Annotated in this window: 9 protein-coding genes; 4 read left to right on the top strand and 5 right to left on the bottom strand. The window is 44.4% G+C overall.

From position 1 onward, the window contains the following. Positions 1-43: 43 nt before the first annotated feature. From ACYX4M_RS11255 to ACYX4M_RS11240, 4 genes are all read right to left on the bottom strand, one after another. Positions 44-1,240 (bottom strand): ABC transporter permease, encoded by a 1,197-nt coding sequence (locus ACYX4M_RS11255; protein ID WP_476080179.1) that lies wholly within the window; start codon positions 1,238-1,240, stop codon positions 44-46. Then, the gene (locus ACYX4M_RS11250; RefSeq protein ID WP_476080178.1) at positions 1,224-2,045 is read right to left on the bottom strand and encodes an ATP-binding cassette domain-containing protein; all 822 of its coding nucleotides are present in this window, start codon (positions 2,043-2,045) and stop codon (positions 1,224-1,226) included. Before ACYX4M_RS11250 ends, ACYX4M_RS11255 begins: the two co-directional genes overlap by 17 nt. A 305-nt stretch (positions 2,046-2,350) precedes the next feature. After that, positions 2,351-3,397, bottom strand: a complete 1,047-nt coding sequence (recA, locus tag ACYX4M_RS11245; protein ID WP_179982559.1) for a recombinase RecA — start codon at positions 3,395-3,397, stop codon at positions 2,351-2,353. Between the two features lie 269 nt (positions 3,398-3,666). After that, entirely contained in the window at positions 3,667-4,206 is a 540-nt protein-coding gene (locus ACYX4M_RS11240; protein WP_476080177.1) for a CinA family protein, read from the bottom strand. A 144-nt stretch (positions 4,207-4,350) separates the two neighbouring features. Between ACYX4M_RS11240 and mutS the strand changes: the two genes are divergently transcribed. From mutS to eno, 3 genes are all read left to right on the top strand, one after another. Then, positions 4,351-6,963, top strand: a complete 2,613-nt coding sequence (gene mutS, locus ACYX4M_RS11235; RefSeq protein ID WP_476082870.1) for a DNA mismatch repair protein MutS — start codon at positions 4,351-4,353, stop codon at positions 6,961-6,963. A gap of 156 nt (positions 6,964-7,119) precedes the next feature. Next, positions 7,120-8,751, top strand: coding sequence for a CTP synthase (locus ACYX4M_RS11230; RefSeq protein ID WP_474873188.1), 1,632 nt, complete (start codon positions 7,120-7,122; stop codon positions 8,749-8,751). Between the two features lie 59 nt (positions 8,752-8,810). Then, positions 8,811-10,103 (top strand): phosphopyruvate hydratase, encoded by a 1,293-nt coding sequence (eno, locus tag ACYX4M_RS11225; RefSeq protein WP_014975823.1) that lies wholly within the window; start codon positions 8,811-8,813, stop codon positions 10,101-10,103. Between the two features lie 194 nt (positions 10,104-10,297). On the opposite strand, the gene ACYX4M_RS11220 is transcribed toward eno, so the two are convergent. Then, positions 10,298-13,252 (bottom strand): TonB-dependent receptor, encoded by a 2,955-nt coding sequence (locus ACYX4M_RS11220; protein WP_476080176.1) that lies wholly within the window; start codon positions 13,250-13,252, stop codon positions 10,298-10,300. 521 nt (positions 13,253-13,773) lie between these two features. On the opposite strand from ACYX4M_RS11220, the gene ACYX4M_RS11215 reads away from it, so the two are divergent. Next, entirely contained in the window at positions 13,774-14,526 is a 753-nt protein-coding gene (locus ACYX4M_RS11215; RefSeq protein ID WP_476080175.1) for a hypothetical protein, read from the top strand. Positions 14,527-14,647: the final 121 nt, after the last annotated feature.

Here is a 14,647-nt window from a genome sequence, read left to right as displayed (position 1 = left end):
GCCCGCTTTAAGCGAGCTCTTTTGCTATTCATTACTTTTCAAACTATCTAAACAGTACTTTCTCTTTGTTAAACCAATGGATACAGAAGAAAATCAGTCCGGTTGCAATCACTGCGGTAGACGTAAATATGCCAAAGAGTGCAAAGTAGTCCATAGTACCTTTGAACAGCTCTTTCATCGCCAAAGCAACGTTAGTCAGCGGTACCCAAACCCAGCCTCCTTTTAGCTCTACACCAGGCATCATGGCTATAATTACAGGGAAAATAACCACCATAATCAGTGACCCCATGTAGCTTTGCGCTTCTTTAAAAGAGCGAGCATAAATAGAAAGCGATAACAATACCGCCGCAAATACTGCGACCACTGGTACTAACATCAAGAAAATCAGTAGGAAATCTACAAGACCTATCATTGACATGATCTCTACGACAAACTCAACGGCCATGCCTTGGGATAACACTAGCCCCCATATGGCCATGGAAGACACCGTTATTAGCGCGGTAACAATACCTGCGGTAGCTACCGTAAAGAACTTACCCAATACCAACTTGTGACGGTCCATTGGCGAAATAAGCAGGGTTTCTAAGGTACCACGTTCTTTTTCACCTGCCCCTAAATCTGCTGCTGGCGCCATTGCACCTTGTAGGCACAAGATGAATATAAAGTAAGGCAGCATACCGCCTAAACGCTCACCCCACACTTCGCGATCATCCGCCACATTTTGCTTTTCTATTTTGATTGGTTTTAGTAAAGCCTCTTGCTGGGTTTCGTCAAGGTTTAGCTGTGCAAACGCGCTTTGCTGAAACGCGTCTGTATATTCATCAATAATATCGGAAACACGCCCCATAACTTTGTTAAGGCCTGCATCGTTTAAATAAAGCTGAATCTTATGTTGCCCTGAACTTAATATGTCACTATCGAAACTCTCTGGTATAACCAACACAAAGTCTAACGTTTCGTTTTTAATGAGTTTGGCGTAGTCAGTCTCATCACCAATCGCAACTGATTCGAATTTATCTGATGCATCGTTAAAAGACTGTACAATTGCTGGTGCATACGCTTCACCAACTATCGCGTATTTCAGTACTTTATTTTCAGCTTTGTCCGCCGCTGAACTCATAAAAAAGAATGCGACACCAAAGATGGCAGGGAATAATAAAAGTGGTAAACCAATCATAAATATGATGGTTTTCTTATCCCTTAATAGCTCTTTGAACTCCTTTTTAAAGATTAACCACATTGCCCATCTCCTCAGAATCCATTGATAGTGTTTTTAGAAAGCTCTTATGCATTTGCCCAGCCTCTACGCCATTATCAGAAAGCGCACTAAAGGCGGCAAGCGAATCGTTAAATACTGTTTCTCCTTGATTAATGACTGTTACTTTGTCACAAAGAGTTTGTACTTCGTCGAGGTGGTGGGTAGAGAAAATTACCGGGGTACCTTTATCTTTAAGGCGCTGAATGAATTCCATCACGGTACTCGTTGCCATAATATCAAGGCCAGTTGTAGGCTCATCGAGAACCACTAACTCTGGCTCGTGAATAACTGCACGGGCAATCGACACTTTTTGTTTCATGCCTGATGAAAAATTCTCCGCTCTTCTATCAAGGAAGGTTTGCATATCTAGTAAATCAGCTAGCTCTTCAATACGTGCATTAATCACATCTTTTGAAATGCCGTGTAGCTCACCGAAGTAGCTAATATTTTCACGCCCACTTAAACGGCCGTATAGACCTGTTGAACTGGAAAGAAAACCTATCTTTTTTCGCGCTATGTTTGGGTTGGAAAGTACGTCCTGGCCACCTATGAGCACTTTACCGCTGTCAGGTTTGAGCGCCGTTGAAAGCATACGCAATGTAGTGGTTTTACCTGCGCCGTTAGGTCCTAACAGTCCCAGAACCTGACCTTTTTCGCAAGTAAAAGACACATCCCTTACTGACTGAAAATAACGCCCTTTTAAACGCGGGTCCTTCTTCTCTTGTTCGCTAAGCTTTTTCGGGTTTTCCACCGTAAAGCGTTTAGCGAGACCTGATATTTCAATCATTCCCTTTTCCCTCTTGATGTAAGCTGTTCTCTATATTAATTGTTGTTTAAGGCATTGTTTGCTGTAGCCGCAAATTTTCCTGATTTAGATTCCGAAACGTTGAGCCTTGGAAATACACCAAAAGCCAACCTTTCTTTATAGTCTTCGCTTATCGTACTTTATTACAGCATTCCCTGTTTTTATTTTTTGTACAAGTTTCAACCGGATATTAAGTGTTAGTAAATATTTCTTAATATACCCTGCGTAGCAAAGGCATAAAAAAACCCACCTTTCGGTGGGTTTTTAAGATACTTGTAAAACCTATCTTATTCAGGAAGTACGTCGTCTTCGCCCTGTGGCAATGCTTCTTCAGCCTGCATGGTTTTAGAGAGCAATAGCTCTTGACGGATCTTTGTTTCGATCTCATTAGCCGTTTCAGGGTGTTCCTTAAGGTACTTCATTACGTTCGCTTTACCTTGACCAATGCGATCGCCTTTGTAGCTGTACCAAGCGCCGGCTTTATCAACAAGCTTCTGCTTAACACCAAGGTCGATAAGTTCAGCTTCTTTACTAATACCTTCACCGTAGCGGATCATAAACTCGGCCTGCTTAAACGGAGGCGCGACTTTGTTCTTAACTACTTTCACGCGGGTTTCGTTACCTACTACCTCGTCACCTTCTTTCACTGCGCCGATACGGCGGATGTCTAAACGAACAGAAGAGTAGAACTTAAGCGCGTTACCACCAGTAGTAGTTTCTGGGTTACCGAACATTACACCAATCTTCATACGAATCTGGTTAATGAAGATACACAGCGTATTAGAGCGTTTAATGTTAGCAGTAAGCTTACGCAACGCTTGTGACATTAGACGGGCCTGAAGACCAACGTGAGAATCACCCATGTCGCCTTCAATTTCAGCTTTAGGTGTAAGCGCTGCTACCGAGTCAACGATAACAACATCTACCGCACCTGAACGTACTAGCATGTCGCAAATTTCTAGCGCTTGCTCACCAGTATCAGGCTGAGATACCAATAGTTCGTCGATGTTTACGCCAAGCTTTTCAGCGTAAACTGGGTCTAGAGCGTGCTCAGCATCTACGAACGCACAGGTTTTACCCTTCTTCTGCGCTTCAGCAATAACTTGAAGCGTAAGCGTTGTTTTACCAGACGATTCAGGACCGTAAATTTCTACTACACGCCCACAAGGTAAGCCACCTATACCTAGAGCGATATCAATGGTTAGTGAGCCAGTAGAAATCGCTTCAATATCCATGGCTTGGTTGTCGCCTAAGCGCATAATAGCGCCTTTACCAAACTGCTTTTCAATTTGGCCAACTGCGGCGGTTAAAGCTTTTGATTTGTTATCGTCCACGTATGTATCCTCTAGGATTTGCGGTTAAATTCTTTCTTGGTACTAATTTACATTCTTAATGACGAAGGCAGCTGTTATGTTTTAAAACGCTGTACCTGCTTCATCTTAATCAACTAATTGTCCGTTAACTGGCTATACATTAATCAATTGCCTGTGCTTTCAATTACTTGTTACACACTATTGTTAACGGTTTTACTAACTAGAAAGTAAACGTATCAAATAATGATCACATTCTATACTGTACAAGCATACAGTTTCAACCAGTGTTTTTAAATTTCGCTCAACATTTTAACTAAGTGCGTTATGGCAAAGGTAATAGCATGCTCTCGCACTTCGTCTCTATCACCACTAAACACTTTTTTAACTTGTTCTTCTTTCTGATCACATAAAAAGCCAAACCACACTGTGCCTACTGGCTTTTCTTCGCTGCCCCCGCCAGGCCCGGCGATACCGCTTACGGTCACAACTAGCTGCGCACCGCTATTGCGTCGCACGCCTTCTGCCATTTCTTTTACCGTTTGCTTCGACACTGCACCATGCTCTTTAAGCGTCTGCTCGGTAACACCTAATATGCTCTGCTTCGCATCATTTGAGTAGGTCACCCAAGATTGATTAAACCAGTCAGAGCTTCCTGAAACACTGGTGAAAGCAAAAGCAAGCCCCCCACCTGTACAAGATTCTGCACTAGATACACTCCAACCTTTTGCTCTAAGTGCGTCACCCAACACCTGGACTTGCGCAGATAATGCGCTATCAAGCTTTAAAGGGCTGGCGTTTACCGTTGAATCAGTTGAAAATGTTGCGCTCATTTAGTTATACCTAGTTACACCTGTTGTGCTTTATCAGATCTTCGCTTGATCTTAGTGGGCGTGAGTTTATCATTTATTCCCCTTAACAGGCATTAAACCCAGCAACAAATTCGCAGAGGCATTTTTTTGGAATCACATACTCCTATGATGCGCCAGTACCTGACTATTAAGGCGCAGCATCCGAATATTTTACTATTTTATCGCATGGGCGACTTTTATGAGTTGTTTTACGACGATGCCAAAAAAGCTGCGGAATTACTGGATATATCGCTAACAGCAAGAGGAAAATCTGGCGGCGAGCCTATCCCTATGGCGGGTGTGCCCTATCATGCAGTGGAAAGCTACCTCTCGCGCTTAGTCAAAATGGGCGAGTCAGTAGCCATTTGTGAACAGGTTGGCGATCCGGCCACCAGTAAAGGCCCCGTTGAACGTGCAGTGCAGCGTATTGTTACGCCCGGTACAGTCACCGACGAAGCGCTGTTAGAAGAACGCCGCGACAATATCCTAGCCGCTGTTTGCGGTCATAGTATGCATTATGGTCTGGCAACCCTAGATGTTACAAGCGGTCGTTTTGTTGTGTTTGAATGTGACAGCGATGAAAGCCTACTTGCTGAAATTCAGCGCATTAACCCAGCTGAACTCCTCTATCCTGAAGGATTTGAAAGCTTAGCATTGGTTGAAAACCGCAAAGGACTTAGACGCCGTCCAGAATGGGAATTCGACATTGATACCGCCACAGAGCAATTAAACGCACAGTTTGAAACCAAAACACTAGATGGCTTTGGAATAAAAGGCGTCACTAAAGGATTAGGCGCAGCGGGCTGCGTTTTACAATATGTAAAGGATACCCAGCGCACTGCTCTGCCTCACATTCGCCGCATCCAGACCGAACAGCAAGACAGCCGCGTTCAGCTTGATGCTGCCACCCGCAGGAACCTAGAACTTACCCATAATTTGTCGGGCGGACAGGAAAATACGCTGTTTAGCGTGATGGATACCACCACCACGGCCATGGGTAGTCGTATGCTACAGCGCGTTATTCATTCGCCTTTAACAGACCAACACGAATTGCACAGCCGCTTAGACGCTGTTGAAACTTTCATTAATGATGACCCTGAAGATATTCGCACCGCGCTAAAGCACATTGGTGATATAGAACGTATTATGGCGCGCTTAGCCCTTCGTTCAGCGCGACCACGCGACTTTGCTCGCCTAAAAAATGCGTTTAACGCGCTGCCTGATTTACAAGATGCCTTAGCTAGGTTCGATACAGGGCAAGTCAGAAGTATCAGCGAAACCATTGGCACTTACCCTGATCTTCAAGCCCTGTTAAACGATGCTATTATCGATAACCCGCCAGTGGTAATACGGGATGGCGGCGTAATTGCCGAGGGATATAACGCCGAGCTTGATGAGTTGCGCAAGCTATCACAAGGCGCTACTGACTACCTAGACGCTATGGAGCAGCGAGAGCGCGAGCGCACCGGCATTTCCACGTTGAAGGTGGGCTATAACAAGGTCCACGGTTTTTTTATTGAGATTAGCCGTGCAAACAGTGCGTTAGCGCCTGCAGAATATATTCGAAGACAAACCCTTAAAAACACTGAACGTTATATAACGCCAGAACTTAAAGAGCACGAAGATAAAGTGTTAAGCAGTCAAGGCGCTGCCCTTGCTCTTGAAAAGCAGCTTTATGAAGCCTTGTTCGACAACTTTGCTCCACACTTAAATAACTTAATTGAGACCGCCGCAGCGCTTGCCAAGCTCGACGTGCTGTGCTGTTTTGCCGAACGCGCAGTTTCCCTTGATTGGTATCGACCTAACTTGAGTCAAGAATGTGCGCTTACTTATGATTCCGGTCGCCACCCTGTTGTCGAGAATGTAATGAAAGACCCCTTCATTGCTAACCCGCTACAGCTAGACAAAGAGCGCCGCATGCTGATTATTACTGGCCCGAACATGGGCGGTAAATCGACCTATATGCGCCAAACCGCGCTCATTGCATTATTAGCCTGTATTGGCAGTTTCGTGCCTGCAGAAAATGCACACATAGGAAAGCTTGATCGCATCTTTACCCGTATTGGTGCATCGGATGATTTAGCTTCAGGTCGCTCAACCTTTATGGTTGAGATGACAGAAACGGCGAACATCCTAAACAATGCCACAGAAAATTCTTTGGTATTAATGGATGAAATAGGACGCGGTACCAGTACCTATGATGGTTTATCACTGGCTTGGGCCTGTGCAAGTTACTTAGCAAAACAGCTGAATGCTTATACCCTTTTTGCTACCCATTATTTCGAACTTACTGAACTACCTGAAACACAAAGTGGCGTGGTGAACGTGCACTTAGACGCGATGGAGTTTGAAGATACCATACGCTTCATGCATACCGTATCAGAAGGCGCGGCGAGCAAAAGCTTTGGTTTACAGGTTGCGCAACTTGCAGGCGTGCCCAAGGTGGTAATAAAAGCGGCCCAACAAAAGCTTGCGGTGTTGGAATCATCACACCTTATGACCAGCGATGAAGGCGAACTAAGTGAAAAGCCATCTGAATCAGAGAGTTCACAGCAAAGCGGAAATCAACCGAGCGCACCAGGTAAAGACACATCAAATACCAAAGGCCAAGCTGAAATGCTGTTCCCTGATAAGCCACACCCGGTTGTAGAAACTCTTGAAAACTTATCACCCGATGAGTTATCACCGCGCCAAGCGCTAGACCTTATCTACACACTCAAGCGCCTAAGCCAATCTTGAACTAAGCTTAAGCGCGTATAAATTGCGCATCATGTGGGCAAATTGATTGTCTGCCCACATGATTTTGCGTATACTATCGCCCCGTCCAAAGTGTAGCTGGTTTTGTTCTAAACTCAGCCTATATTTACCATACAACCCAAACGTTCTAGGTTTCGCATGACAAATTATATTTTCGTCACAGGTGGTGTAGTTTCATCGCTAGGTAAAGGTATTGCTGCAGCATCGCTGGCCGCAATTCTGGAAGCTCGCGGTCTCACCGTAACCATGTTAAAACTCGACCCTTACATCAATGTCGACCCGGGCACTATGAGCCCTATCCAGCATGGTGAAGTATTTGTTACTGATGACGGCGCTGAGACCGACCTCGATCTTGGTCACTATGAGCGTTTTATTCGCACCCGCATGACAAAGCGCAACAACTTTACTACTGGTCGTGTGTATGAGGAAGTACTTAAGCGCGAACGTCGCGGTGATTACCTTGGTGCAACTATTCAGGTTATCCCTCATATCACCAATGAAATTAAGCGCCGCGTAATTGAAGGTGCTGAAGGTCACGATGTGGCTATCGTTGAAGTAGGCGGAACCGTAGGTGACATCGAGTCACAACCATTCTTAGAAGCAATTCGTCAGCTGGGTACAGAAGTGGGCCGTGAACGCGCTATGTTCATGCACCTAACTCTTGTACCTTATATGCCAGCGTCAGGCGAAGTAAAAACTAAGCCTACGCAGCACTCGGTAAAAGAGCTTCGCTCTATAGGTATTCAACCAGACATTCTCGTTTGTCGTTCAGTAGGTGCATTGCCGGCTAGCGAACGTTCTAAAATCGCGCTGTTCACTAACGTTGCTGATAAAGCTGTTATTTCACTTAAAGACGTAGACAGCATTTACCGTATTCCTGCTGCACTTAAAGCGCAAGGTATGGACCAGCTGGTTGTAGACCGCTTTGGTTTAGAGTGCAACGAAGCAGACCTTTCTGAGTGGGAGCAAGTACTTTACGCAGAGTCTAACCCTACAGCTGAAGTAAACATCGGTATGATTGGCAAGTACGTTGAATTGCCTGATGCTTATAAGTCAGTTAATGAAGCGCTTAAGCATGCCGGTCTTAAAAACCGTCTTACCGTGAACATTCATCACATCGACTCGCAAGATGTGGAAAGCAAAGGTACACAAATTCTAGAGCAGTTAGACGCTATCTTAGTACCTGGCGGTTTTGGTGAACGCGGTATTGAAGGTAAAATTGCTGCTGCCCGTTATGCCCGTGAAAACCAAGTGCCTTATTTAGGCATTTGCTTAGGTATGCAAGTCGCGCTAATCGAATACGCACGTAATGTTGCCGGCATGGAAAACGCGAACAGTACTGAATTTAATCCAGACACACCTTATCCGGTTGTAGGTCTTATTACCGAGTGGTTAGACGCAGCGGGTACCACTGAAGTACGTACCGAAACGTCTGACTTGGGCGGCACTATGCGCTTAGGTAGCCAGCTTTGCCACCTTATCGAGGGCACGAAAGTTCACGAGATGTACGGCAATGCCGAGATTTACGAGCGTCACCGTCACCGTTACGAAGTGAACAACAATCTGCGCGACCAAATTGAAGCGGCGGGATTGAAAGTAAGTGGTTTGTCCACTGACAAGCGACTTGTAGAAGTGGTGGAAATCCCTGATCATCCATGGTTCATTGCGGGCCAATTCCACCCTGAGTTCACATCAACTCCTCGGGATGGACACCCATTATTCACTGGTTTCGTTGCTGCGGCAGGAAAGTACCAGAAAGAAAATCACTAATTTCTAATAAAAGGGGTGCTCTCTCCCGTTGCACCCCATTCAATTGTTGAGGAAAAAACATGGCGAAAATTAGTCGCATTATCGGACGCGAAATCTTAGATTCACGCGGAAACCCTACTGTAGAAGCAGACGTATATTTAGAATCGGGCGTAATGGGCCGAGCTGCAGCACCATCTGGTGCCTCTACTGGTAGCCGCGAAGCACTAGAACTACGCGACGGCGACAAGTCTCGTTACCTAGGTAAAGGTGTAACAAAGGCAGTTGCAGCAGTTAACGATACCATCGCGCCAGCACTTATCGGCAAAGATGCACTAGCACAAGCAGATATCGATGGCATCATGATTGACCTTGATGGCACTGAAAACAAAGAAACTCTTGGTGCAAATGCTATCCTTGCGGTATCTCTTGCTGTAGCTAAAGCGGCAGCGGCAGAAAAAGGCGTTGCACTTTACGAGCACATTGCAGACCTTAACGGCACTTCTGGTCAGTACTCAATGCCTGTACCTATGATGAACATCATCAACGGTGGTGAGCACGCTGACAACAACGTAGACATTCAAGAGTTCATGGTACAGCCAGTTGGCGCGAAGAGCTTCAAAGAAGCACTACGCATGGGTGCTGAAATCTTCCACGCACTTAAGAAAGTACTTTCTGCTAAAGGCCTTAACACAGCAGTTGGCGACGAAGGTGGTTTTGCACCTAACCTTAGCTCAAACGCTGAAGCACTAGCAGTTATCGTTGAAGCCGTTGAAAATGCCGGCTACAAAATGAATGAAGATATCACCCTTGCACTAGACTGTGCGGCGTCTGAATTCTACAAAGAAGGCAAATATGTACTATCTGGCGAAGACAAGAGCTTCGATTCAGAAGCATTTGGCGACTATCTTGCGGACCTTTCTTCACAGTATCCAATCGTATCGATTGAAGACGGCCTAGACGAAAGCGACTGGGACGGCTGGGCGAGCCTAACTAAGAAAATTGGTGACAAAGTACAGCTAGTTGGCGACGACTTATTCGTTACTAACACTAAGATTCTTAAGCGCGGTATCGATAACGGTATTGGTAACTCAATCCTTATCAAGTTCAACCAAATTGGTTCACTAACTGAAACCCTTAACGCGATTAAAATGGCGAAAGACGCTGGCTTTACAGCGGTTATCTCTCACCGTTCAGGCGAAACTGAAGATGCGACCATTGCTGACCTAGCAGTAGGTACAGCGGCGGGACAAATTAAGACTGGTTCACTATGTCGTTCTGACCGTGTTGCTAAGTACAACCAGCTACTTCGCATTGAAGAGGCTCTAGGTGACGCAGCTACCTATAAAGGACGTAGCGAAATTAAAGGTCAATAAGCTTAAGCCAAATATGGTTTAACTAGCTTTGTTGAAAGGCACCAGCGTAATTCGCGGTGCCTTTCTTGTTTGCCCAGCGAAGCTGACAAACAAAAAAAGCCCTAACTGGCGTTAGGGCTAATGCACACATCACAACCACACTTTGTGATCCAGGGTGTAGTTACTGCCGCGTGCCACGGCAGTTGTTTTACAAATTAAAAACGATAGTTTGCACCTACAGTAATTCTTCGGTCAGTAAGACCTTGGAAGCACAGAAGTGAGCCTTCGTTAACACAGTACTGCTCTACTTCAGACTCAGTAATGTTTACAGCCTCAACACCAATATTAAGGTTTTCGTTAACATCGTAAGTCACACTTGCATTTAACTGACCACGATCAGCTTGTACCGCTGGGAAGCCCCACGGGAAGCTAGACGTACTACCGAAGTCATCAGTACGGTAAGCTTCACGCCATGTGTAGCGCATACGAGCAGACAAACCAAACTTCTCGTAGTAAAGCGTAATGTTGTAAGCGTTTTCCGACAGGTTTAGTAAGCCTTGAACTCTAGTAACTTCTTCGTCGCTTCCTGTAGTCGCGGCAAATACTTGACCAGCTCTATTAGTGGCCTTGTTCACCACTTCACCGCCAGAAGACTCTTGTATTGTGTAGTTAGCAAGAACGCCAAAGCCTGAAGCCCACCCCAGCTCATTTTCAAAGCCAGATAAATCATATTGAACCGCGAATTCAATACCTTTCTGTGTAGTTTCGGCGGTGTCATTTACTTTTGTTTCTGTACCTACACAAACACCTGCACCTAGATCGGGACCGAACACGTTAATGTCAGCAATTGGATTGAAAATACCGCCGCCCTCACAAGGGTCAGTAAGATCGCGAAAACCTGTTATAGGATCCTCAACAGGAGTCACAATCTGATCTACGAAAAGGTCTTTGCGAGTTTTATGAAAAATGCCCACGCTAAAAACACTGGCTTCTGCGAAATACCATTCAGCCGCTAAGTCATAGGAAATTACTTCTTCAGGCGTTAGGTTAGGGTTGCCAATAGCCACATTTGGATTAGGACTTGTACTAAAAGTTACCGACGTTGAAAGGTCGTTGAAATTCGGACGACGAATATCCTTGCCCGCACCAAATCTTAATACTACGTCATCAGTAACATCTGCCACTAAGTTGAAGCGAGGTAGAATGAAGTCGTAGTCACCCGTGTTAGTCACTCGAGAAACCAACTCATTACCGTCTTCATCTACTGTTATTGAATTACCCACAGACGTTACATCTGTTTGTAAATAACGTACACCGAAGTTACCGCGGAACATCTCATACTCGAAGTTAGCCTGCGCATACAACGCATGGGTTTCTTCTTCGATGTCAAAGAAGCCTGAAGAGCTCGTAGAAGGCGCATTTAACGTTTCCGAAGAGCCGTGTTCTTCCAATGCAGCTTGAAGTGTGGCTAGCACTGCATCAGGGTCAGACGACACTTGTTCTGGGTCAATAAGTAAGAAGTCGCTAACAAAAAGCTCTCGTCCGTCTGCTTCGTTAAAGTTGTCAGGCCCAGCAACCAGTAGGTCGCTAAACAAGCTGCCTCGAGGGCTGTCTTCCATTGTACGCAATGGAACGCTTGTTCCAATATCTTCACGTTTACTGCCAGATTTATTGTAGCGGTAACCAAAATCGACTGACGTTATCATGGTGTCTACAAAATAAGTGAAGTCTACGCGAAACGCATCTTCAAAGTTTTCGGTAGTATCACGACCAATATTCACATCTCGAAGCACTACATTGTTCGGATCAAGTAATTGTTCAACCGTAGGAGCGTACTCTGCGCCTTCAGCAATACCAAAGGTCAATGCTCCGCCAGTAAGATCGTACGCGAATGGAACGGAGTTATCGTTACCGCCACCGGCATCTAACGGCGCATTCGGGTTAATAAAGTTAAGCGTTGTATTAAAGCTTGGGGTTGTAGTATCAGATGTTGTTGATGCAACTTCTGCAAATACGCTCCACTTTTCGCCCTGCCATTCACCACCTAAGCGGAAAATTTCGCTTTTTGTTACCCGAGAATTAGTATCAGTTGAAAATCGTAAATTTGGATCGTCGTCGTCATGATCTAAGTTGACCGGTATGACGCCACGTAGCGCTGCTTCTATTGATCCCAGATCGGTGCCACCTAAAGAGCCAAAATCAATCGTCTCAAATTCATCTGGAACCGAAATTTGACGTAAATTACTTACACCAGAAGCTTGAACACGAGAACTTTCTTGCAAACGTTCTTGGTCGTTGATGATAGCGTCAAAGAAAAACTTAGTATTATCATTTGGTGCCCACTCAATAGTACCCACTAAATTTTTGGTTTCGTATTCAAAGTTATCGTAGTCTTGAACAAAAAATTGAATAGGTAAAAAGTTGAATGACTGCGCACTTGGAAAATCGCTGTCAGAGCGCACTATATTATCTCTGTCTGCACGAGGTCGAAACGCCGTTACGTCTTGTTGTGCATAGCTACCGCTTATAACAACACCAATGGTACCGTGGTCGGTATCCCAGTTATCGCCAAACGTACCTGAAATTCGGGGTTGAAAGTTGCTATCGGTGGTTAAGCTGCTGTTCTCACCTTGAACACGAAACGCTGCGAGCTGTTCATTAAGCTGTAAGGGGCGGATTGTTTTTAGGTTAATCGTCCCCCCCACTGACCCTTCGATAGTTTTAGCGTCGGGCGACTTAGTCACTTCCAAGCCAGCAATAATCGCAGCTGAAACGTCTTCAAAGTCAATACCGCTTCGACCTGCACCAGAACCAACTGTTGAAACACCGTTAATTTCTGTACGGTTAGCATCGGTACCACGAATTTGTACGCCTGTACCAACACCCGCTTCACGAGTAATCTGAATACCTGTAATGTTTTCTAATACTTCTGCTAAGTTTTGGTCTGGTAACTTACCAATATCCTCTGCTTCGATAACTTCAACAAGGTTATTTTTAAAGCGTTTTTCATTCATTGCGCTAGCGAGTGACGCTCGGATACCCGATACCTCAATGACTTCTACATCTTCGTTTTGTTCTTGCTGTGTTTCTTGTGCGTTTACTGATGCGGTTAGGCTTAGTGTCGTAGCCGAAAGTACCGCAAGTGTAATCTTTGATAATTTGTGTGCCATGTGTGTTTTCCTCTTAAGGATTGAGGAATGTCTAATCACTCATTCCTTACCACTTAATTGATTTGCAACTTACCCGCCTTGTAAACTTGCCTTACACCTACTTTACAAGACTATTACAAAAGTAAGACAAGTCTTCATATTGGTCAACACTAAATGTTAAATAATGGTCAATTATTTTTATATTTTTGGCATTACCAATATCTATAAAAGATGATTAAATTAGGTTAAACATCATGAAAAACACCAAACAACACATAAAATACAGTAACTTACTTAAGTTGAATGTATTTTTCGTTGTTTTTAACATCACTTACACAAGCGGTAAGGTCTGCAACATAATTGGTCATACAGGTTAGTTATTAATAAGTAGTATGCCTATCCATTGTTTAAAAAAAGGATGAAACTTAAATTTGTCGTTCGCTCAGCTCATTGGAGACAATACCTATTGAAATCGCTATGTGGCGCTTTTTGCCATTTCTTGATACGGTTAAACAATAATCAAACACATGTGCAGATAAGTAATGACATCAGAGAAACCTTCTTCTCGATCTCAGACAGGCTTTTTCAGTGAGTCGGGTGAATTAGGGGGAAGCCATGCGCAGTTCACCGAAATTTGTACTGCGCTCTATGAGAGAGAATTATTAACACTTGCTCATTTGAACACAAACAACGCGTCGATGTTGAAACGTCGAATGGGTGGCCTGCCCTATCATATTCGAAGCGTTGCTCGCTTTATGGTTACACAACTTCAATTTTCCCCTCCGCTGAAAGTCGATACGCACAATGGAAGTTGGTTTGCTAAGCAACCTGGCAAGTGTCCTGGTTCAACGCAAGATAATGAAAAATGCGTGCAATGGTTCAAGAAGAATACGGATTACGGTTTAGTTGTTCCTGTACTCGTTCAAAGCATTGAAGGACTTACGATTGAGCTTGATTCTATTGATATGTTTCGCGAGTCTAGGGATAAGATTCATTTAAATAAGCATGGTTGGTTCGATATAGGCGAAGGCCAATTAACTAAAAAATGCGCGTCACAAGATGCTATTAACATTCAACCGATTGATGAACCATCAAAAAGCGTATTCTCTTCGTCCCAACTATCAAGCACAACACTTACGTTGCTAAAACCTACTAAAGCTATAATGAGTAGTGCTTGCTGCGGTCATATGTGGAACTATAAATCAAAATCTAGCCCGCGTTCTCTTTCGTTACGAGAGATGCGCTTATCCACTCGGCTCAATTGGAAAAATTTCACTTCAACACGCAAAAAGTAATAATTATTCACTTTTACTGCATGGTATCTCATTAATCCAAATATCATCTTTTTAAGCTTTTTAGTATATACATCCTAACAATTTGCTTAAGCGATATTAAGATTTACCGAATACATCGTAA

This window comes from Alteromonas sp. ABV4_150, assembly GCF_056311745.1.
This window is presented reverse-complemented; position numbering and strand designations above follow the sequence as displayed.